This window comes from Paenibacillus sp. J31R122 (genome assembly GCF_056269185.1).
On sequence record NZ_JBWDNM010000016.1, the window covers coordinates 109953 to 131532 of the forward strand.

Below are 21580 nucleotides of genomic sequence, written 5' to 3' on the forward strand. Positions count from 1 at the left end.
TCCTTACCTCTTAATTGGTTCTCTATTTGTTACTGTCTACTCTTTCCATAACCGTTGTCTTTAATGATTGCAGCAAGGCGTCTGCCGATTCCTTAGATCCACTCTTAACTGCAAAATAAACCTTGATTTTCGGCTCTGTACCGGATGGTCTCAGACAGAACCACGATCCGTCCTCTAGCATATATTTTAAGACGTTCTCAGGACGCAAGCCTTCAATGCCTTTACTATAATCAAGAACGCTCTCTACCTTAATTCCGTTAACCTCAGTCGGAGGACTTTGGCGCCAGTCATTCATAATCCCCGCAATTTGCTGAACGCCATCCATACCTTTGAGCGTTCTCGATTCAAGGCCTTCCAAATAAAAACCATGCTGTGCGTACAGCTCAAGAAGCACATCATACAACGTTTTTCCTTGACTGCTATAAAACGCGGCCGCTTCGCAAATCAATAAAGAAGCAACTATAGCATCTTTGTCACGCGCGTAAGTGCCTGAAAGATAGCCGTAACTCTCCTCATACCCGAAAAGGAAGGTGCGCTCGCCAGTTTTCTCATATTGCGTCATTTTTTCACCGATATATTTAAAGCCTGTTAATGTGCTTTCAACCGATACACCAAATGAGCGCGCGATTTCAGCTCCAAGCTCGCTCGTTACGATGGTCTTAACAACAACGCCATTGCCCGGAAGCTCGCCCCGCTCTTTCAATTGACTCAGCACGTAGTGTACCATCAACGCCCCAGATTGATTGCCAGAGAGCACCACATACTCGCCGTCGTTATTTTTCACCACAGCACCCATGCGATCAGCGTCAGGATCCGTACCGATGATAATATCGGCATTTACCTTTTGGGCAAGCTGAACAGCAAGCGTAAACGCTTCGCGCTCCTCAGGATTGGGTGATTTTACTGTGCTAAAATATCCGTCCGGCTGTTCTTGCTCAGCTACAATGTGAACGTTTCTAAAGCCTGCCTGCTTCAACACCTCGCGACCCGGCATATTGCCAGAGCCATGCAGCGGTGTAAATACAACACTGAATCGCTCACCAATATCGCCTTTTAGCAGCTCAGCATTTAAGCTTTGCCCTACAACTGTGTCTATATACTGTTGATCCGCATCTTCATCTAACCAGCGTAAAAGCCCTTTGCCCTCTGCTTCTTCACGGCAAATTCTTTTTACCTCATCAAAGCCATTTATGCTTCCAATCGCAGAAATAACTTGTTCCGCTTCCTCAGGGATCAATTGGCAGCCATCAGCTCCATAGGCTTTGTATCCATTATATTCCGGCGGATTATGGCTCGCTGTAATAACGATGCCGCTAGATGCGTTAAGTGCCCTTACAGCATAGGATAACTGCGGAGTCGCCCGAAGTGATCCGAACAAATAAGTCGTAATGCCATTGCCTGCAAGAACGAGAGCAGCATCGAGCGCAAATTCAGGAGAGAAATTGCGAGAATCATGCGCGATAACAACTGACGGACTTCTGCCTTCTTTTGCTGCGCCTGCGAGCAGCCAGTTAGCAAGTCCTTGTGTTGCTTTACCTACCGTATAAGTGTTCAAACGATTAGTTCCCGCACCCATAACGCCGCGTAAGCCGCCCGTTCCAAATTCAAGATCACGGTAAAAACGATCCATTATTTCTTTCTCTTGCCCTTCTATACCGCGAAGCTCCTCTTTAGTAGAAGCATCAATTAGAGGATCATTCAACCAGACATTATATTTATCAATAGCAGTCACATTAGATGGATTCGTCATATTCGATTACCTCTTTCGTTTCTGTAGTTTGTATTAAACCTATTAGGAAGGATCTGACAGGGCGAACATAAGCTCACCTTCGGCAACCACTTGATCACCAACCATAGCAGTCGCTTTTCCTTTGCCGATTGGCCCTTTTAGGCGAGTAATTTGAACCTCAAGAGTTAGTGTATCGCCAGGCTTGACTTGACCGCGAAACCGAAAGCCGTCTATTCCAGCAAAAAAACCAAGCTTTCCTCGATTGGCCTCTACCATGAGCATGGCCACAGAACCGACCTGCGCTAACGCTTCAACTATAAGTACACCAGGCATAACCGGATAGCCAGGAAAATGACCGACAAAGTAAGGCTCATTCATAGTTACGTTTTTGAGGCCAACTGCTTTTACACCTGGCTCTACCTCCAAAATCCGATCTATTAACAGAAACGGAGGGCGGTGCGGAATTATTTCTTGAATTTGATTAATATCTAGCATGGTTATTACCCCTTTCAAAAGTTAGGTTGTATAAAATTTGTTCCAATTGATCAAACTAAACATATCCCTCATGAAACTGCAGTTTATGAAGGTTAAGATAAGGGGCTTGGCTGGTGGACCTGATGTGTCCATCGTCAAGCCTCTTTGTTCTTATTGCACTTTCATATGTAGCAATCTGTCACGAATGTCAGGGAGGCGATCCCTCAGCTTGCTTATTTAGCGCACTAAACATCAAAATATACATAGTTGAAGTAATGAATGAAAATACAATAACTGCCCATAAATAAGTATGCGCATGTGGTGCTTCAAAAAAAATCAACATAATCGCCACGTAAAACAATACTGTAGTCAGCTTGCCCATCCAGTTGGCAGGTACGGTCTTCTTGCCCCGAAAATGATAAAATAACCCTCCAGCTATCATACCCAAATCGCGCAAAAACATCGCCGCTGCAGCCACCCATGATATATGGCCGGATATAAGCAACGATAAAATGACAGTAATAAGCATCAGTTTGTCAGCCAGCGGATCCAGCATTATCCCGATAGCTGTAACTTGACCTCTTTTACGCGCAATGTAACCGTCGAGTACGTCAGTAACACCAGCTGCGACCATAATGAAAAACGCAGGAATCATGTGTCCCTCTACGAATACCCCGATATAAACCGGTATTAAAACAAACCGCAACGAAGTTAACAAATTCGGCAGATTCAAACGGTCACGCTCCTCAGCCTATCGCTGACTGTCCCATCACGTTCCCAACTATTATACAACTACCTCTTAACAAGAGTAAACGGTTCACGTTTTCACAAAAATTAAAATTGTGAAATAATCGCATCGTTATTCATTTCTGATACCTACTAGCCGTTAAATATTAAAGATACTAAAAGTGAAAGGCTGGGATAAAGTGAACGTAAGCTCTAGTTTGAACAAGTCGTTAAAAGCAACTCGAAGGTGGCTGGCAGCCGCGCTAGCCGTTATGCTCGTCTTGACTTCGGTACCAGGAATTGCACGTGCAGCGGAGGATACAGTAACCGGCATTGAATTTACTTACAATGAGTCGGACTATAACAACAACACATCATCTCTCGAAACTTTCGTCCAGGATGACAAAGTGAATCTATCCGTTTTCGCTTCCATATCAGGCTCTTCGTCCAAGAAGGATGTAACAGCGGATGCAACTTGGAATTCATCCAATAATTCCTACGTTAAAGTCGAAAAAGGAATACTTACGGGAGTCGGCAAAGGAACAGCGACGATAAGCGCTACCTATAAAGGCTATACAATCTCGATAAAAGCTTCTTCCGACTATATTTATGATTCCGTAACTTTAATGCAAAACGGATCAAACGCACCAGCCAAAATTGAAGATATCGAACTCGGCAACTCCTTGCAATTCACGTTAATTGGAACAAAATCATCGACAACTACCAACATTACATCAGATGCTGTCTGGACAACATCCAGCTCTGATATCGCCACAGTTGATGAAGGGGCTATTACACTGATTGGCACTGGCACAGTTACGATCACAGCTAAGTACAAGGGCAAATCAGATTCCATCATTATAAACATTTCATCTCCCTACAAATCAATCTCTATTTACTCCGCGAGTGTGAAAGACAATTTGCTTGAGATGGAGGTTGGTGATCTTGACGAGAAACTATTCGCTTCCGTTATCGCAAAAACAGGCGGAACGTTTAATGTAACAGATAAAGCAAAATGGGTTAGTGGAGATGCGAAAGTAGCTACCGTCGATAAAGGCATAGTAACTGTAGTAGGTGCTGGTCAAACAACCATTACGGTATCACACATGGGTGTATCTACTTCCATAAATATTGTCGTAAGAACACCTTATCAATCGATCAAGCTATCACCAGAGAAGGAATATCACCTTCTATTGCAAGACCAGCCTTTACAAATTACGGCGGAAGTGCTCAACAATTCCAACATCAGTGAATTCGTTACTAATGAAGCAGTATGGACATCTTCGAATGTCGTTGCAGCAACTGTATCCGCTGGACTCGTAACACCGAAAGCAGTCGGAACAACTAGAATTACAGCAACGTACAAAGGTGTTAGCCGCAGCATTGACATTACGGTTTACCCAAGTATCAGCAAGCTTAGCGTTGATGTGGAATCTATCGATGCATTTCCTGAGGGTACCGGTCAATTCCCTACTGTTACGGCTACAACCTTCGATGGATCAAAGGTCGATGTATCCAAGCTGGTACGTTGGTCTTCTTCTGACGAGAAGGTCGCCAGCATTAAAGACGAACAATGGACAGCAAATAAAATTGGCGAATCTATTCTGACTGCAAAGATTCAGAATATAGAGGTACAAACGAAGCTGATCGTTCATATTAAGCCTTTGAAACTAATTGCTGAAGTAAAAGATATGAGCATTATTCTTGGAAAAGAAGTTGATTTGCCAGTCGTTAACGTCATCAATGAGGACGGCGAAGAAGAAGATGTTTCAAGCAGAGTTAAATGGAAAGCTTCGTCTGATAACATCGTAATTAAGACGAAGACGATGAAAGGCATAGAGCCATCCAGCTTAACGCTAACGGCTACTTATTTAAATAAAACCGTCTCCGTTAAAATCAAAATTGAAGAAGAAATCGTAAAATTCGAGATCGAGCCCGCTACAATTTCTCTTAACCCGAACAGATCCAAATCAATCAAGGTGACGGGTTACTACAAGAGCGGAGCACAAGTATCCCTAGGCTCTAGAATGAACTGGATCTCTAGTAATACAGCAATTGCGACTGTAAAAAGTTCAACTGTTAAGGCGATCGCAGTCGGTACAACGAAGCTTACCGGCTCCTACCAAGGCAAAACCGTTGAAGTCTTGGTTGTTGTATCACCACAATTGAAGTCACTTGCCTTGTCCAGCAAATCGATGCAGCTAAGTGCTGGCGCGACCTATAATGTGACGTTGCAAGCCAATTACACAACAGGAAGCCCAGTTAACGTAACGGACAGTGCAACCTGGACTACTTCAAGAGCTAATGTAGCAACCGTCAAAGATGGCAAGATTACAGCTGTCAGCAAGGGTATAGCCTCTATTAAAGCAACATTTGGTGGCAAGAGTATTACGATCCGAGTAACTGTTAAGTAATATAATATACTTCAAACGCAACAACAAAAAAGCAGATCAGGATTAAAATCCTGATCTACTTTTTTGAATAGATTTTATGACTCTGCAAAAACGAGGTCGTACATATGCTTCCAAGTTGACCACTTGAATACCTCATCACTCGGCTGTTTTCCGACAACTACATATCCAATATATAATCCAACGATAAGCATAATAATCATTATGAGCGGTACGATGCTTTTGCGTAAAATCCACAGCAGCACCTTAACACCTTTGGGCCGTTGCTTCTTATCCGAAGCTCCGTCAGTCTTCTCGCTTTTGCCGCGATCCCCTCTGCCGGGACTCCCTCCTTCAGCTAGACTCCCGAACCCCTTTGCTTCACGTTCGATTCGTTCATCGGCCATACTCATTCACATCATCCTATCTTTAAGAGCGCAAACTATTAGCCATACCCATCATCGTATCACTTGACGATAACGCTCTGGCTGCCAATTGATAGGCGCGCTGCACTGTAATAAGTTCGGTCATTTCATCCGTTAGGTTAACGTTGGATTGCTCCAAGGCCCCTTGACGCAACGATAAACCGTTCTCCGAGTTCGGCACTATCACTTGTACGACATCACCTTGGTTAATGCCGTCTGCTATAATATACAAATTGTCCGCTACCGCCGTTAAAGCAGCAGGACGTGAAGCTTGCAACAGTTTGATACTACCAAGCTCAATCGTCTGATTGGACGATACGCCAAGCACTGTACCATCAGGATTGACACGAAGGCTGTAGCCTTGAGGCACTACAATGTTGCCCTCCACAATTTGATTAGTCAGCGGGTCTCTAACATTAGCAACAACCGGATAGCCGTCTTCCGTTGCCAAAATCGTATCACCGTTTGCCCCCAACGTCAACTGAAACGCCCCATTGCGCGTATAGGCACGGTTGCCGTCAGCGCCAACTACAACCTCGAACAAAGCATTTCCTTCAATCGCAATGTCTGTATCTTTATCCGTGCCCTGCAGAGGTCCCTGTGTAAGATTAGGCTGAATCATCGTCATTCTAGAGCCCCAGCCCTGATTGAAGTTCATTGGAGATAATCGCCCAGGTTGATTAAATACATCAGGCTGGTTTTTAATATTATTCAGAAGATCCTCGAATGTTGCTTCCTTCTTCTTATAACCAACTGTATTTACATTTGCGATATTATCTGCGAGCAAGTCTAGCTTTTGTTGCAGCCCATTCATGGATACCATTGCATTGATCATCGAGCTGTTCATCCTCGGTGCACCTCCTCTACTTCATCCTGGCAGCGTTATACCCGTCCTACGTCATTAACCGCTTTACTTAAGCTTTGATCATAAAATTGTATGACCTTCTGATTAGCCTCATATGCACGAAGTGCTGACATCAGGTCTACTGCCGCTTGAGCAGCGTCCACGTTCGAACGTTCAATGTATCCTTGTCTCACTTCAATACGTTCGCCTGGATCGATAGCACGAGCTTCTCCGTCTTCTGAGACAAACCGAAAGTTACCATTACCTTCGCGAACGAGTTGATTCGGATTCTCCACCCTGGTAATGAGCAGCTGTGTTCCTACTTCATTTCCTTCTGAATCTAGAAAACGCTGATCATCCGTTAATATCAAACTTTCAAGTCCAACGCCGACCGGCATTTGAACAGGTTGACCGTTAGTGCCTAACACATTAGAACCGTCGCTAGACATGAGAAAGCCTTCCTCTGTCAAAGTAAACGCGCCACCTCTTGTATAGCGAATCTCACCATTTGGATTCTGAACGGTGAAAAAGGCTTGCGGCTGGAATGTAATCTCACCGTCTTGACCTATGCTTTTGCCGGAGGCATCAAATGAAAGACCAGGCACCTCAATATTAGAGACCAGAGCGAAATCCGACGCATTGTTCGTTTGCTGCAAATCACCTTGCAAATGAATAGCTAGGCTCTCCTCTGCAAATACCCCCGTTGTCAGCTTCCCTATTGTCGCTGCTTGCTCGGGTTCAACGCCAGTCAGCGACAATAGCATTTCTGGAAAAGACCTCGTCACCGCATTCGTTTGTTTATAACCTGGCGTATTAATGTTAGATATATTATTCGTTACCGTATCATGTCTGCGCTGCTGAGAAATCAATCCCGACGCCGCGGTGTACAATCCTCTTAACATTGTTGTTTCCTCCTCGGCCGCTACCGTTCTTGCTACCTCTATATATTATCGGTTTTAAGCAAGGCTGCCTGAATAGCTTGTTTCTGCGACCTTCGACTCATTTACACCTCGGCTCGCCCCCCTAAGGCTCCCTACCCGTGCAAACTAACGCTTCTGGCCGCTGCCGTCTTTACTTCTTCCCGAGCTTGTCCAAGTTATCAAGCAAGATGCCTGTGCCTTTTACGACGCAGTGCATTGGATTTTCAGCAATCAAAACCGGTACTTTTAGCTCCTTAGCCAATAGAGCATCAAGTCCGCCTAATAGAGCGCCTCCACCTGTCAAAATAACGCCGCGGTCAATAATGTCCGCGGACAACTCTGGCGGTGTTTGCTCAAGCACATACTTAGCTGCAGCTACGATTGCCATAATCGGATCCCACAACGCTTCACGTATCTCTCCGGAACGCACCGTTATCGTAAGCGGAAGCCCTGATACCATATCGCGACCGCGAATATCCATCTCTTCCTTATTCCCCATATCATACACGGAGCCTATCTTAATTTTAATATCCTCGCTCGTTCTCTCGCCAATCAGAAGCTTGTATTTATTTTTGATGAATTTCATAATGGCATCGTCGAATTTGTCTCCTGCAACCTTAATAGAAGAGGCGGTTACAACGTCGCCCATCGAAAGAACGGCCACATCCGTCGTACCGCCGCCAATATCAACGACCATATTGCCGCTGGGCTGGAAGATATCCATTCCAGCCCCTATAGCGGCAGCTTTCGGCTCATCCTCAAGAAAAACTTCCCTTGCACCACTGCGCTCTGCTGCTTCACGAATAGCCTTTTGCTCAACTGATGTAATGTTTGTTGGAGCACATATCAAAATACGAGGACGGCTAAACCATTTCCGTCCGTCAACGCGATCAATGAATGCCTTAAGCATAATTTCTGTTATATCGAAATCAGCAATAACGCCATCCCGCAGAGGACGAATCGCTATTATGTTGCCAGGCGTACGCCCGACCATCCTATGTGCTTCCTCACCAACGGCCAGCACTCGCTTCGTATCGCTTTCAATAGCTACAACAGAAGGCTCATCGAGAACAACGCCTCTTCCTTTCACGTGAATGGATACATTGGCTGTACCAAGATCTATCCCAATATCCTTGCTTAGCATAAGGCTTAAGTCCCCCAACGAATAATGTTTGCACAACGAACCACTGGTTCCCTTGACATAGAAACCGATACCGTTCATTATTCGCCAAAAAAGACAAAATTCCTCTATAATCCGTGAAAAAACTTCATATTTTCCCAGCAGCCTGTACTTCCCGCTTCTTTGTACTCGTTTTCTTATATTTTATCTTGGTTGCTTCCCCCCCTCTCAAGTGCCGAATCGATTTGTGGTACTCTAGAATGTGCTTAACTTGATCAGCTAGATCGGGATTGATTTCAGGCAGACGCTCGGTTAAGTCCTTATGCACCGTGCTTTTAGAAACACCGAACTCTTTGGCGATCGTTCGCACCGTATGCTTCGTTTCAACGATGCAGCGGCCTATTTTAATGGTTCGCTCTTTGATGTAATCGTGCACGTTCCCGCCTCCCTACTCGAGATAGTTTGGTACATTATATGAGTGGAGTGGGTATATATTCTTTATGGCCAAGCTTGACAGGCCTTATTGTTAATAATTTTTCATAAAAACATAAAACAGGCAGGGGAATGTCCCCTGCCTGAGAGTCTAAAGAACTATTTTTCTCTATGGAAAAGCTGCGTTCGATCTTACTCGGCAATAATTAATGAGCTTGGATTTACCGCTTTGCCGTTTTCACGTGTTTCATAATGAAGGTGGATACCTAGATCACGTTCCAGATCATTTCGACCGGCTTGTGCGATAATGGTACCTTGCAGAACCTCATCACCTTTAGCAACTTTAACATCTGTTACGCTTTGGTACACGGTCACTAGGCCGTCATCATGCGTAATTTCAATTATGTTGCCATTCGTTGCATGTTTCTCTACATGAGTAACAGTTCCCGACAATGCGGCCAACACATCAAATGTCTTACCACTTGGATCAACAAAGTCTAGTCCCATATGAGCAGAGAAAGTATCCCCTACTTGTACCAAGGCCGCTTCGCGATCAGCTTCACTTGATTTTGCATCATAGAATGGTAATTCTACCTTCAGAGCAGTTTCATCAAGTACCGGCCATTTCATAAGCTCTGTTCCTGCTGCAGTTTCCTTGGAGCCGTTATTTTTGCCTGGCGTCTTCCCATTTTCCTTTTGTGAAACTTCAGTTGGATCGGTCTTGGCTGTTGTTGGACTCGATTGATCCGCCCCCTGATAGATCCACATTAAGGTTACAATAATTGCTGCCGCTGCCATGAAGATCGCTGGAGAAACCCATCTCTTTGAAATTAGGCTCTTCCATCCACTGCTAGATTTGGCGGCAGACGTTTCTCCCAGAATATTTTTGGGAGCTTCCTCTGACTTTTGTTTCGGTTTGTTTTGGTTTTGTTCATTCATCTTCTATCACCTCACTAGCCATTGTTACCAGATCTGCTAGGTTTATACGTGAGGTGCATAGTATTTTTTAAGAGTCTTTTCCATCTGGAAGCTTCGAAGCTTGCTCTACCTTTGTTCCGGAATAATAGTAACGTACTATGTCTTCCGCCTTTTTCCCCTCCTGCGCCATTCCGTTCGCGCCCCACTGACTCATACCTACGCCATGTCCGAAGCCATAAGTAGTAATAATGATCTCATTCTTCTTTATTTTCCATGTGAATTGAGAGGATGCGAGGTTAAGTCGTTCGCGCACTTCACGTCCACTAAAGGTTCTCCCGTTAATTTTAACATTCTTTATACGGTTACCCTCTGTTTTATCAACTACTTTAATAGCAGGCTTCGCTGCTGCACGATTTCCTGAAAGGCCCATCTTACGATAAAAATCTTGTTTCGTCAGCTCAACCGTTTCTTTGTATCGAGGTGATATTGTCGCATCCCATGGACTTATCACACTTCGTAAATAAGGTAGCTTGAGCTCCCAGTAATCTTCTGAGTTTTCCGTAAAACCATTGCTCGTAGAGAAAAAAGTAGCTTGTATCGGCTCACCCTCATAAGTAATAATGAGATCCTTTGTTTCTTCTACGGCCCGCTTCAGCTTTGCCAAGTTCACCTTCTTCGCTTCGCCTGACCATTTTCTCTCCAGCTTAACAATGGGTATATATACTTGATGCTCGATTGTATCCTTGACATCTCCTTGCCCTGCGGCAATACCGCTCTCATCCTTCAACGCGATTCTACGAACAATATATGTACGCGCTGCTATAGCTTGAGCCTTTAAAGCTTCAAGCTCAAACTCTATCGGCATTTCACCTGCTAGAACACCTTGCACATAAACCTCAAGAGGAACCGTCTCGATACGCTTTTCCTTCGTCATATAGACGCGAATAAGCTGTTCATCGAGTGCTCGGCTTGCATCTGTAGATCCATTTTTTGTTGATGTCCCCGTCTGTTTATTCGGCTTTTGAGTCTGGGCTGAAGCTCGCTCTCTATCAGTATCTGTACGTTCTAAATTCTTGTCACTCTGCAGAGAAGTGTTGCCTTCTTTTCGGGTGATCACCCCATCTACATCCAGAGTGAAGTCTGCAGCAGCTTGATGCGCTTCATCCTTGTTAGAAGCTATCTCCACCAATGTCAATCTGGTAAAAACAATTGTCGCGCCTAACAATATACCTATGCCGAATAATGACCACCAACGACTTGACCCATGCAAATATTGTCGAAGCCGTCCTTCCAATCTATCTATCCTTAGCCTCATGCTTACCCCTTCCCATCCTGGCCGGACGGCTGTAAGCACCTATCAGAAGAGTCAGTCTCGCCTCTCTCTTAATCCGGCCTTAATGGTTTATTCTATGAAGGATAATAGTAGGCTAGAACTTAGCAGTCTATATCAATATCGTTATTAGTCATGTCGTAGAGCATCTACCGGTTTTAACCTTGCCGCATTATTGGCTGGGAAAATACCAAATACAACACCGACCGAAACCGAAAATACGAATGCAGCCCGCATTTGACCCTACTTTACCGTATCACCAACCTTAAAACCAAGCTTTTCAATTGTGCCGTTCGTGCCCGTACTAACTGTTGATCTAGAATTAGCCATTACGGTTCCCGTACCTGCGTAGCTTTGCTTTCTTGCCATAAGCATCTTACTTGCACAAATTATCGCCTGATACACTGACCTAGTCCTAAATACTTCTAATATAATCACGATGCTCTCATTGCCTATACTATAGCCTTGCCGATCCCTTTTATTTGCCTTTTAATCTGTCCTTGCTAGGTCCCATCAAAGGTTCTATGTGTAGGCTCTATCTGTGGGTTCTATCTGTAAGCTCTATCTGTAAGTTCCATCTGCAGGTTCTTTCTGCAGGTTCTTTCTGTAGGCTCTATCTGTGGGTTCTATCGGGGGGTTCTAATTATAAGTCCCATCTATGATTCTTTCTACTTTGCTCCACTATCCCTTCTACTCAGGTTTAATATATCGAACACGAGAACAATGATTTTCTCCATTAAACAACACTATAAACCAACCTTTACATACTCCCTTCCGAATACAAAGTCATCATTTCCTCAAAAATGTTGTCATTTAAAAAAAGTACAAAATCCTACCAAATAAAGGTTGATTTACGTTCTGTTACTTGTTAAAATATAAATAAGAACACATGTTCTATTTATATTCGTTTAGGGGGATAATGGTATGTTGAGCAGCATTTCACGATTTAACCAGCTTTACTCTAATAACATTGAATGCATCTCGATCATGTACAAACTTAAATGGCCTTCTGGATTCCGCTGTTCAGAGTGCTCTCACACTGTGCCTTATACCATTACCACTCGAAGACTTCCGCTATATGAATGTCGCAATTGCAAGCATCAAACTTCATTAACAGCAGGAACAATTATGCACAAAAGCCGAACTCCCTTGAAAAAGTGGCTCCTCACCCTGTTTATCGTGTCCTCATGCGAGACCAGCATCAATGCTGTTAAATTAGCTGAACTAATCTGTGTTTCTTATAAGACAGCATGGACTATGCTTAACCAAATCCGTCGAGTTATATCTGATAGCGATCGCAGTATTCTTCTGGCCGGAAACGTGGAAGCAAAACTTGAAATATATATGAAACAACCACTGATAACCCATGATCTCCTGTTACGAGAGCGTGCCGTCATTATAGCGCGCACAGTCGAAACGACAGGTCCTTCCTATTTCAAAATAAAGCTCGTTATAAGCGAACAAGAGCCCCGCTTACACCTCTCCAAACCAGCAGAGAGGGAATTTTTAACCTTGCATGTTAACCCTATTAAGCTTACTCATCTAGAAATAAACAGAAGGCATATCAACGCTTATAATAGCGAAGCCTTATTGCCTAAAATCGCAAATGCAGCATTTAAGTGGATGAATAATACATTCCACGGAATTGGGCCTGCATATTCACAATACTATTTGGACGAGTTCTGTTTCCGACTAAATTATCAAAGTGACCGAAATAACAGCTCCTTTGAATATTTGCTTCAGCAAGCACTTCTTACTACAAGATTAAAAGGATCAGCGGACACTCCATCCACATTACCACTAGCGGGATAGTATTCAGTTTCAACAAAAGATAGATTTGTTTACTATCCGCACTTCTTAGAAAAAAACTAGGTCTAAAGATCCGACTGCGCAAATTTTAGTCAATGATTCCATTTAATTAAACCATCTGGTGGTGCAGGTTGGATAAACAGTCAATCGAAGATTGCAGGTTGCATATACTCCAGCGAACATAAGGCCATGATGAATCAAATACTACAGCGAACATAAGGCCATGATGATAGCACGATCAGCGACGGGGGTCATTGTTGCAAGAGTAACAAAAAAACTGAGTAACGCTAACACAACACACTACAATACAATGGCCGCATCATAGATAATCATAGATCATCATAGATCATAATAGATCAACATTGATAAACTTTGATAAACATCGAAAAGCATAGATAAACACAGACAAGCATAGAAAATCATAGAAATGCATTGAAAAGCATTGAAAAACATTGAAAAACATTGAAAAACATTGAAAAGCGTAGAAAAGCGTTGCCACAGATGATCTTAGAATACTTCGGTTAGATGACAATCAAAAAAATTGAGTTCATCCCGTCATTTCCAATTCCTGAGCCGATGGGATAGTGGAGCAAAGACGAGGGAAGCAGTGTGCTAAACATTTTTGAATGACAGTCTTACATATAGGGATAAAGGAGCTAGGCCTCGAGGGTCGCTGTTTAATAGGGGGGGTGAATGAGATTATTTTTGCACAAAAATAGTGAGATCAATCTCATTCCCCGTGAGTCATGCCTCATGGCGAGTGAGATTTTCCTCACTAAATTTAGTTCATAAATTCATACATTGCTCTTGAAACTGAAGCGGCTGTTCGTATCGGTTAAGCCCAGGTGGGCTGAACCTTAAGCACTACTTCTTTTTCACGTTTGTATGATGCTGCTGCAGGAGCTTCCCCATCATTTCCAGCTGATGCAGGAATAGATACCACTACTGCCGATTTACTTGCTGGCGTTGTATAGACAGCAGAAGCTGCTTCTACAGACTCTGTTCCAACACGGTAAATGTTCGCGCCAAGCGTGGCAAGCTTTCCTGTAATATCAATGTATCCACGATCCACGTGATGAAGGCCCGTTAATTCGGTTTCGCCCTCAGCCCGCAGTGCCGCACAAATGAGTGCTGCGCCTGCACGCAGGTCGGTCGCACATACTTTAGCACCTGTTAACGGATATCCACCGCTTACGATTGCTGTACGGCCATCTACTTTAATATGTGCATTCATTTTTTGGAACTCTTCAACATGCATGAATCGATTCTCAAAAACCGTTTCTGTAATGACACTTGTTCCCTCAGACACGAGCAAGAGGGCCATCATTTGTGATTGCATATCTGTTGGGAAGCCCGGATGCGGCAATGTTTTGACATCAACTGATTTCAAAGCACCATTGGAACGAACACGGATACCGTTATCACTCGCCATAATTTCTACGCCCATCTCCTGCAGCTTTGAAATGACTGGTGTCAGGTGATCAGCAATTGCGCCCTCGACGAACACATCTCCGCCTGTAATTGCAGCTGCAATCATGTAGGTGCCCGCTTCGACTCGGTCAGGGATGACATTATGAGCCGCGCCGAACATCCGTTCAACACCTTCAATACGGATCACGCCAGTACCTGCCCCTCGAACCTTACCGCCCATAGCATTGATATAATTAGCCAAATCGACAATTTCCGGTTCTTTGGCTGCATTTTCAATCGTAGTCGTACCATCAGCCAGAGCAGCTGCCATCATAATATTTTCCGTTGCGCCAACACTTGCTACATCGAGGTAAATTTTAGCCCCTTTGAGTCCTTCTTTCGCGCTGGCTTCAATGAACCCTTGACCAAGTGTAATTTCTGCACCCATGGCTTCAAAGCCCTTCAAATGCTGGTCAATCGGACGAGTACCAATAGCACATCCCCCAGGCAAAGAAATTCTAACCTTACCTATGCGTGCCAAAAGCGGTCCCATCACTAGAAAGGATGCTCTCATCTTACGAATTAGCTCATACGGAGCTTCGAATGATGTAATATTTGATGCGGAAATTCGCATCGTCTCATTGTTATAAGTTAATTGTGCGCCTAAAGAGGCTAACACTTTTTGAATCGTCATAACGTCATCGAGGAGGGGTACGTCACAGATGACGCTGTCTCCTTCAGTCGCTAACAATGAGGCCGCTAAAATGGGTAGTACTGCATTTTTCGCTCCGCTAACACGGACCGTCCCCTTCAAACGCTGGCCTCCGCGGACGATAATTTTGGTCATCTTATGGTCCCTCCGCGCACTGCATTTTCTTTTACCTAATCATGAATAAACTGGATTCAGACTATACGCCCAAACTTCATCTTATCATTTATTTACATGAATCGACAAGCGTTAAATTTCATCCTTATCCTGCCATCTTAATATTATTCATTTATTTCCTTTTTTCGTCAATAAATCCCTCTTTGTGAGGTCCGAAGAGCTTTCCCACGACGAATCAATGTCTAGATATATACCTATTCGTATGGAAAGTTCATTTTAGTACCGTCACGTATTACCCATTGTTGACATGTTTCGCTTTTGTTATTCGACAAAGCTTTTTAGCATGACCGTGTATCCCCAATATTCCAGTATGAACTTCGCAATCATATTGCCTAAAATGACCGCAATAACGACCTGAAGCATACGAGCTTTTGGGCTTCGCGGAAAGCGAAAAAAAGTTTCCCATTTCACTTCTTGAAGCAACGTCCAGACTAATATAATGCTAAGTATCACAACTACTATTGAAAACAAACCGGTTACAGCTGTAGTTGTTTGAACATTATTGTACAACTCGTTATCTATGTCCATGAATCCACCTCTATTTTACACGAATAAACGTTATTAACAGCTACATCATTCAAACAAATTATTGAACAAAGACTCTATGCAGCAGTACCGTAAAATCGGCGCGGCTTGCATTCGATTTTGGTTTGTAGCTGTTGTTTTCTACGCCTTTAATTTTTTTGTTTAATTTCAACGCGTAAAGCATTGGTGCGGACCATTCCGTTTTGGATACATCACTAAATGGATCATTCAATGGCATACGAGGCTGCACGCCGTCGGCATAGCCGATAATGACCGCCATTTCTTCACGTGTAATCGATTGATCAGGTTTAAATGTACCATCTGGGAATCCTTTAATCCACCCTTGCTGTGTGGCCTTCATGACCGCATCATATGCCCAATGCTTTACAGGCACATCTTTGAATGGTTTGTTCTGGGATATATTTAGTTGAATCGGCTTATACGCTTTTACAACCATGGCTACCGCTTCTGCTCGAGTTATGGCCCTAGCAGGCTGAAACCGGCCGCCTCCTGTGCCATTTACGATTCCGCGATTGGTTAAGTCAACAATTTCGCTTTCAGCCCAATGATTTTTAATATCTCGAAAACCAGCTACAATCTCCTCTGAGTGTATTTTAAATCGATAATATTGTTTGTCAAAAGGCGCATCTGCTGTCAGCTTAATATAATACAAGCCAGGCTCCAAAAGTTTCTCATTCGTCTGAAGCTTGCCTGTCGTTCCCGAATTAGCTTTCGCGTATAATTGCATTCGTTTATCATACATCTCAAGTTTGAAATTGATGTCTTTGGGCACAGCGCTTACTGACATACTTACGATGCTCGCGTTCGAATTACGATACTGAAACCAATCTATGTCTGAATCGTCCGCTATGACACCCATATATTCAGTACCTGCTGCTGCCATAAACGCCGAGAACGACTTATCGTTCGGCTCGTTCGGATCATCATATTTGGGTGTATACTCCACCTTTAACTTATACGTTCCAATTGCTGGGCTGGCTTCAGACGATATTGAATTGTGAACACGAATATAATATTTACCAGATGTCACAGATATGACTGGCGACTGCTCTGTTTCTCCTTCGCCCTCTTCGTCATAGAGCTGGAGTTGTTGTCCCGCCTTTTGAAAGGCAAGACCCGGATCAATTCTCGCAGTATCTGTGCTTAGCTCTAAATTCAGCTTCCCATTTTGTGTGAATGTCACAGTAAACCAATCGTGATCAGCTGTCTGATGAAAATTTCCAACAATCGTTTGGGTACGCGGCTGCAGCGTAAAAGCTTCGTATGTTTTATCGTTATTTTCGAAATCGTCTTGCTTTATTGTAAATTTTGATGTGAGCTTATAGGGCAAGTTTGCTTCAACACTCTTGTTGATCATATCCAGTTGAATAAGGTGCTGTCCTTTGGTGACATTAAAATCAATGGACCTGCTGCTAAGCTTCGTATCTATTTTACTTATAAGCTTTCCGTTCGTATATTGGGACATCCTCGTTGGAGGTACTGCTTTACCATCTTCCGCTATCCCTTCATAGTTAATCGTGAGTGTACCATCATAAGGTGTATCTATTTTATACCAATCTTGATCGGATGTCCCCTGCAGAACAGCAGATATATGCGTGTTCAGTTGAAACCGTTTGGCTTCGGCGCTTTTATTATTAGGTTCAAATCCATCCGCCATTAATACTGCTCGAACGGCCTGATCGAGCTGTATAACACCGTATCCCGAAGTGCTATCGATGCCGGACGCACCAATATCCTTCGCAGTTTGACGCAAAAGCTCACGGATTTGATTCGGATTCATATTTTTATTGCGAGCCCAGACTAAAGCTGCTGCCGCAGCAACTTGGGGTGCCGCCATAGATGTTCCTTCTTCTTTATGATACGATCCGCCGATAGCCGTTGTGTATACATTCCAAGGCGCGACAAGGTCGAGCTCTGTACCCGGATTGGAACGAGGGTCCACCGTATTATTAGACTTTACCCCGCCAACTGCAAGTACGGTTGGGTATGCGGCTGGATACTTCACTGCTGCTTTCGTCCCTTGCAGCATTCCCTCATTACCCGCTGCTGCAACAAGCAGCACTCCTTTGCTTTCTGCATACTGGACAATATCGAGCATATAGGGGGAGTAGCGATACAAACCGACAGACAGCACAATGATGCTTGCGCCTCCGCGAACCGCATACAAAATCGCTTCGCCAAGTTCCTGCTCTGTCCCGTCTCCTTGACTATCGAGTGCTTTGACTGGCATGATTTTGGCTTTCCAAAGGATGCCGGAGATGCCTATTCCATTATTGCCTGCTGCCGCAATAACGCCCGCAACGCTAGTACCATGGCCATTGTCATCGTCTGGAGGTTCATTCGGATCAACCAAATTCGCACCGGGTACTAGATTGGCTTTGAGATCAGGATGATCAAGATCAATGCCTGTGTCGATGATCGCAATGGTTAAAGCCGTTTGCTCACGGACGGTTTCCCATGCTTTTAGCGCACCGATTTGTTTCAAGTAAGACTGCTTAGACAGATGTGGGTCATTAGCTGTGGACGTCATTGCAAGCTGATCGTGCTGCCCAGACTTTGTAATAGTTGTATCCAGTCCCTCATGGGAAGTACGCTGCGTAAGAGGAGCAGCAGGCTTATTAAGGGGCACATCCGGAGCATCTGGTACGTCGGCTGGCTCCAGAGGAGTTGACTGCTCAATGTCGGCCGAGTCTAACATCGAGGGAGTCTGCGATGCAGTACTGCTCCCTGTGTCACCTCGCTCTACAAGCGTTACACCTTTGGGAGTGGTTGCTGGCTCCGTTGATGACACGGGCGATGACAGGGTCGGTGGCATGGTTGGTGGCATTGGTGACATGGTTGGTGGCATGGTTGGTGGCATGGTTGGTGGCATGGTTGGTGGCATGGTTGGTGGCATATTGGGGTGCATTGCTAATATGTGCACCCCGTAATTCGGGTGCACATATTCAACGCCCGGCAAGCTTCGCAGCCGGTGCAGCCAAGCTTGTACGTCCGCGTCTTCTTCCGCGGGACGCACAAGCTCTACCGCCGCCTCATTCTGGCGGCGGAGCACTACAGTCTCGCGCAGCTCATGCGCATCCGCGGGATCACGCCATTTGAGCAGCCAGCTTTGCGGCTGCTCTTCAGCGGCGCCTAAGGCGCCTGCGGCCGCTTCAGCGGAGGCCGCCAGCGCCACCGGCGCCGCTGTGCGAGCGAGCCCTGCGGGGGCTATGCCCCCGAGGGCGACGCTCGCGATCATTAGCGCCAGCAGCGCGCGACGAAGGAGCTTGCGCGCCGTAGGCGCTGTTACTGGCGCGCTTGTTGGCATAGCCAAGCGCGGTAAGCTTTTGATCCAAGCCGATGTTGCCGGCTTGGGCTTATTTTGCAGCTGCTGCTCAGACATGCAGCAGCGTTCATCCAATGTACGTGATGCAGCACTTTCCTGCTTTCGCCCTAAATTTCTTTCAAAAAGAAATTGCTTTTGGTTTATCATCATATTCTGCCTTTTTTTATCGTATTGGTCATTCAACTAATCCTTTTTATTTTATTCTCTTCTCTTCTCTTCTCTTCTCTTCTCTTCTCTTCTCTTCTCTTCTCTTCTCTTCTCTTCTCTTCTCTTCTCTTCAAAATTATCTTTCCCACTAAATCTATCTCTTCTATCTATGATTACATACCAAAATCTGTGCATGAATAACTAGCTTTTGTAGTTATAAATACATGTATAAATATTAATACAGATACTGGTAGAAACGCTCTTTCATAGTTCTCGGTCTACTTTCTCAATACCCTCTAACTGTTATTACAGTATTCTCTAACAGTACTCTCAAGCTGTCATTACTAGTGTACTTTAACTGATATTACTAGTTCTCTTCGTCTCCCTTCTTTCCCTTGTTAATGATAGACAAAGGTTCGAAAGTCCTACAATATGTCTAGCTTATTTGATTCCTTAAACAAAAAATAGTGAATTGAAACGCAAACGCCATGAACCTTAAAATAATGGCGAATGAGCTTCTATTCACTATTCTCTCACACGTATAAAACATATTTTCACAGAAGTTAATCTATTATCACTCTGCCCCGTTCACGCTAGGTCAACAGCATCAAATCCACTTGGAATGAAATTACAGTGTTGATCCATTGTATTACAGGTTCTGGATATAATCCTAAGGCGATGGTAGCTGCAGCGCAAATCCAAATGACTGCGCCGGTTGGACCAGTAACACGAATATCACCTTCGACGCCGTCGCTCCTCATGAACATTTGGCGTACGATGCCGAAGTAAAAATAATAGGAAATGACACTGCTAAGCACGATGATTGCGACAAGCCAATAAGCCTTCGCGCTGGCTGCGCCGAGCAGGATGAACAGCTTTCCGAAAAATCCGCCCGATACCGGCAAGCCCGCCAACGATAGAATGAAAACGACCATAGCCGCTGCTGTCCAAGGTGCACGGTAATACATACCCGCGAATCCTTTCAACTCATCATGACCCGTAGCTCGGCTAACGACTGTAAGGACGGCAAACGCCCCAATTGTCATAAATAAGTATGCGATCAAATAATAAACGAATTCCGAAAAATTGTTGCTGTGAACAGCCGTAATCGAAATGCCAATCGGCACCAGCAAGTAACCCGCGTTCGCCACACCTGATAAGGCGAGCAGCCGCTTCATATTTTTTTGTACCAATGCAGCTGTTGTACCAACCAGCATCGCGGCGGCTGCCAGCACAAGCAGCATAAAAAACAGATCCTCTGATACAGTTGTATCCTCCATCGAAACGGCACGCAGCACCGTGCTGTACATCAATCTAAATAATACAGCTAGCGCAGCTCCTTTAGAGATAACCGCCAAAAATGCCGATACCGGCGATGGAGCGCCTTGATAAACGTCTGGTGCCCATGCGTGAAATGGCGCTGCTGCGATTTTGATACCGAAGCCCGCCAGCATAAAGAAGAAGCCAACATATACGAGTGCTTTAAAATCTATCAACGCCCCTGGTAAAGCAAGGGCAATTTCGGCAAGATCGACTCCTCCAGTTACACCGTATATATAGGACATTCCGAACAGCACAAGCGCTGATGAGATACCCCCAGTCACCAAATATTTAAATGCAGCCTCCGCTGACTGTGATGACTTGCGCCGCATTCCGACGAGCACATAGCTAGTGATGCTTAGCAGCTCCAGACCGATATACAACGTAATCAAATTACCTGAGGAACACATGATCATCGCGCCAATGACCGCCGGCAGAAGTAGATAGAAATATTCTGCTCGATCCGTGATGGCCTTGTCATCCCTTGCTGAACCTAACCCCATCATTACGACAAGCGCCGTCCCTGTCAAAAATACAATTTTCAGCAAGCTGCCAAAATCATCGATCCGATAACTGTTTCCAAGCAGCTGAATTACTTCAGCCGCCGCGCCCGCTTCATTCATATCCAGCATCCGCCAAATGACCAGCCCCAGCGCGATTATCAGACCCGCTAAAGCTGACCAACCAATAAACATTCTGTTCATTCGATTTGGCAGCAGTAGATCAAGCACGACGAGCAGCAAAAACACTACAGCAAGTGAAAACTCAGGGGCCAGATACAGTATATCTGTCCATGTCATTGGCAAAAATGATACTCCTTCATGCATGG

Annotated in this window: 17 protein-coding genes and 1 pseudogene; 3 read left to right on the forward strand and 15 right to left on the reverse strand. The window is 44.6% G+C overall.

The features are described from left to right. Nucleotides 1-22 precede the first annotated feature (22 nt). The 3 genes from AC0YN7_RS23775 to AC0YN7_RS23785 all read right to left on the reverse strand — a co-directional run bounded on the left by AC0YN7_RS23775 (nt 23) and on the right by AC0YN7_RS23785 (nt 2936). On the reverse strand, nt 23-1750 hold the full coding sequence (locus tag AC0YN7_RS23775) for a phospho-sugar mutase (protein WP_475812520.1): 1728 nt from the start codon (nt 1748-1750) through the stop codon (nt 23-25). Nucleotides 1751-1792: 42 nt separating this feature from the next. Continuing rightward, nucleotides 1793-2224 carry a 3-hydroxyacyl-ACP dehydratase FabZ gene (gene fabZ / locus AC0YN7_RS23780; RefSeq protein WP_475812521.1) on the reverse strand — a complete coding sequence of 144 codons (432 nt, stop codon included), beginning with the start codon at nt 2222-2224 and terminating at the stop codon, nt 1793-1795. 187 nt (nt 2225-2411) lie between these two features. Next, nucleotides 2412-2936 carry a CDP-alcohol phosphatidyltransferase family protein gene (locus tag AC0YN7_RS23785; RefSeq protein WP_475812522.1) on the reverse strand — a complete coding sequence of 175 codons (525 nt, stop codon included), beginning with the start codon at nt 2934-2936 and terminating at the stop codon, nt 2412-2414. A gap of 193 nt (nt 2937-3129) precedes the next feature. Here AC0YN7_RS23785 and AC0YN7_RS23790 point away from each other — a divergent pair, with 193 nt between their 5' ends. Then, nucleotides 3130-5343: an Ig-like domain-containing protein gene (locus AC0YN7_RS23790; RefSeq protein WP_475812523.1), complete on the forward strand. Its 2214-nt coding sequence runs from the start codon at nt 3130-3132 to the stop codon at nt 5341-5343. 74 nt (nt 5344-5417) lie between these two features. On the opposite strand, the gene AC0YN7_RS23795 is transcribed toward AC0YN7_RS23790, so the two are convergent. The 8 genes from AC0YN7_RS23795 to AC0YN7_RS23830 form a co-directional block, all read right to left on the reverse strand. Next, nucleotides 5418-5732, reverse strand: coding sequence for a DNA-directed RNA polymerase subunit beta (locus tag AC0YN7_RS23795; protein ID WP_475812524.1), 315 nt, complete (start codon nt 5730-5732; stop codon nt 5418-5420). 16 nt (nt 5733-5748) lie between these two features. Beyond that, nucleotides 5749-6591, reverse strand: a complete 843-nt coding sequence (locus AC0YN7_RS23800) for a flagellar hook-basal body protein (RefSeq protein WP_475812525.1) — start codon at nt 6589-6591, stop codon at nt 5749-5751. Nucleotides 6592-6626: 35 nt separating this feature from the next. Continuing rightward, entirely contained in the window at nt 6627-7490 is an 864-nt protein-coding gene (locus AC0YN7_RS23805; RefSeq protein WP_475812526.1) for a flagellar hook-basal body protein, read from the reverse strand. A 169-nt stretch (nt 7491-7659) separates the two neighbouring features. Next, the gene (mreB, locus tag AC0YN7_RS23810) at nt 7660-8652 is read right to left on the reverse strand and encodes a rod shape-determining protein MreB (RefSeq protein WP_475812527.1); all 993 of its coding nucleotides are present in this window, start codon (nt 8650-8652) and stop codon (nt 7660-7662) included. 124 nt (nt 8653-8776) lie between these two features. Beyond that, nucleotides 8777-9064: a sporulation transcriptional regulator SpoIIID gene (gene spoIIID / locus AC0YN7_RS23815; protein ID WP_475812528.1), complete on the reverse strand. Its 288-nt coding sequence runs from the start codon at nt 9062-9064 to the stop codon at nt 8777-8779. A gap of 188 nt (nt 9065-9252) precedes the next feature. Next, nucleotides 9253-9999, reverse strand: coding sequence for a peptidoglycan DD-metalloendopeptidase family protein (locus AC0YN7_RS23820; RefSeq protein WP_475812529.1), 747 nt, complete (start codon nt 9997-9999; stop codon nt 9253-9255). Between the two features lie 67 nt (nt 10000-10066). Then, nucleotides 10067-11293: a stage II sporulation protein D gene (gene spoIID, locus AC0YN7_RS23825; protein WP_475812530.1), complete on the reverse strand. Its 1227-nt coding sequence runs from the start codon at nt 11291-11293 to the stop codon at nt 10067-10069. 258 nt (nt 11294-11551) lie between these two features. Next, nucleotides 11552-11677 (reverse strand): hypothetical protein, encoded by a 126-nt coding sequence (locus tag AC0YN7_RS23830; RefSeq protein WP_475812531.1) that lies wholly within the window; start codon nt 11675-11677, stop codon nt 11552-11554. 555 nt (nt 11678-12232) lie between these two features. Between AC0YN7_RS23830 and AC0YN7_RS23835 the strand changes: the two are divergent. Next, a pseudogene (locus tag AC0YN7_RS23835) lies at nt 12233-12400 on the forward strand (transposase); the annotation flags it as partial. A 36-nt stretch (nt 12401-12436) separates the two neighbouring features. Beyond that, nucleotides 12437-13120, forward strand: a complete 684-nt coding sequence (locus AC0YN7_RS23840; protein WP_475812578.1) for a hypothetical protein — start codon at nt 12437-12439, stop codon at nt 13118-13120. A gap of 832 nt (nt 13121-13952) precedes the next feature. Here AC0YN7_RS23840 and murA read toward each other — a convergent pair. From murA to AC0YN7_RS23860, 4 genes are all read right to left on the reverse strand, one after another. Then, nucleotides 13953-15374, reverse strand: a complete 1422-nt coding sequence (gene murA / locus AC0YN7_RS23845) for a UDP-N-acetylglucosamine 1-carboxyvinyltransferase (RefSeq protein ID WP_475812532.1) — start codon at nt 15372-15374, stop codon at nt 13953-13955. Between the two features lie 300 nt (nt 15375-15674). Further along, on the reverse strand, nt 15675-15941 hold the full coding sequence (locus AC0YN7_RS23850; protein WP_475812533.1) for a DUF1146 domain-containing protein: 267 nt from the start codon (nt 15939-15941) through the stop codon (nt 15675-15677). Nucleotides 15942-15999: 58 nt separating this feature from the next. Then, nucleotides 16000-19434: a S8 family serine peptidase gene (locus tag AC0YN7_RS23855; RefSeq protein WP_475812534.1), complete on the reverse strand. Its 3435-nt coding sequence runs from the start codon at nt 19432-19434 to the stop codon at nt 16000-16002. A gap of 590 nt (nt 19435-20024) precedes the next feature. Beyond that, nucleotides 20025-21578, reverse strand: a complete 1554-nt coding sequence (locus AC0YN7_RS23860; RefSeq protein ID WP_475812535.1) for an NADH-quinone oxidoreductase subunit N — start codon at nt 21576-21578, stop codon at nt 20025-20027. Nucleotides 21579-21580 lie beyond the last annotated feature (2 nt).